Consider the following 1324-nt stretch of genomic DNA (forward strand, 5'->3'; position numbering starts at 1 on the left):
AGGCAGATCGGCCAGATCATTGGTGTGTGATAGAAGAGCCGCTAGAGTTGGCAAAAGTGCTTGAGGAACGTGCTGGTGAAGATATAGTGCTCGTTGTTGATTGTCTTACCTTATGGGTCACTAATCTTTTGATGCTTGAAGACAAAACACGCGTCCAGTTAGAGCTTGATCGATTTGTCGAGGCTGTCAGTCTAACAAATGTAGAATTAATTTTGGTTTCCAACGAGACCAATATGGGAGTCATGCCTTTAGGCGATTTAAGTCGTAAATATTGTGATGTAGCAGGGCTGTTACATCAAAGCTTGGCAAGCCTTTGTGATCAGGTCGATTTAGTTGTCGCAGGCTTGCCTCTTTCACTCAAATCCAATGCGAACAATAAGCCTGGCAGTTCTTAGGAAATATTGATGCTTGATAGCGAAAATAAAACTGCTGATCCTTTGTTAAGTGTGAATACTTTATCGTGGCACTGTGGTAATAAGGTGATCCTGCAAGATATTAGTTTTGCCCTATCAGAAGGAGGTTTTGTTGGCTTAATCGGCCCTAATGGCTCAGGGAAGTCCAGCTTGATGCGTTGCTGTTACAGAGTAAACAAACCGAGCAAAGGCAATGTGTCCTTAGGCGGCTCGGATATCTGGGAGAACAGCTTAAGGGACAACGCAAAGCAGGTGGCTGTCATTTTGCAGGAGCATCATGATCATTTAGGGCTGACGGTAAGAGAGGTTGTACTGCAAGGGCTAGCGCCCCACAAGGGCTTGTTTGAGTGGGATACAAAGGAAGATATTCGTTTTGTCAGTTCAGTTATTGCTGATATGGACTTATCGGCTGTTGAAGATTGCTTGTTCAGTATTTTGTCGGGTGGTGAGAAGCAGCGCGTGATGCTTGCAAGAGCAATTGTGCAGAAACCCCGCTTATTAATTATGGATGAGCCAACCAATCACTTGGATATCCACTACCAAATTGATCTGCTGAACAAGGTGAAGCATTTAGGAATAAGTGTTTTATCTTCATTTCATGACTTAAATCTCGCCGCGGCTTTCTGCGATAGTTTGTTGGTGTTAGACCGTGGCAGATTGGTTGCTCAAGGCTCTATAAATGAAGTGCTCAATGAGTCTTTAATATCCAAAGTCTTCAAGGCGAAGGTTAAGGTAGATCGCCATCCTAGCGCAGATGTTCCGAGAATTAGTTATGAATACTAGTGTCGAGGCTAGAACGGGTTCGCTGATTGCCGGTAAGTTCATAGCTTGCTTGCTAATTACTTTTCTCGTTCTGTTCTGTCTAGTTTCAGCTTTGGGTTTTGGGCCTATCAATATATCGTATGCCGAAA

The 1324-nt window shown here is 43.7% G+C and carries 2 protein-coding genes; both read left to right on the forward strand.

Annotated features, from left to right (window positions below):
- Positions 1–395: bifunctional adenosylcobinamide kinase/adenosylcobinamide-phosphate guanylyltransferase (locus tag A3757_RS22425; RefSeq protein ID WP_068740328.1), on the forward strand; the 395-nt coding region annotated here is incomplete at its 5' end.
- Positions 396–404: 9 nt separating this feature from the next.
- A complete protein-coding gene (locus A3757_RS22430) occupies positions 405–1196 on the forward strand; it encodes an ABC transporter ATP-binding protein (protein WP_068552907.1) in 792 nt (263 codons plus the stop codon).
- The last annotated feature ends 128 nt before the right edge of the window (positions 1197–1324 follow it).

The sequence above is a fragment of the Oleiphilus sp. HI0117 genome, from assembly GCF_001635235.1.

What these genes read in the sequence shown, in the direction of transcription:
- A3757_RS22430 (WP_068552907.1), top strand. Translation starts at nt 405, where the DNA reads ATGCTTGATAGCGAAAATAAAACTGCTGATCCTTTGTTAAGTGTGAAT.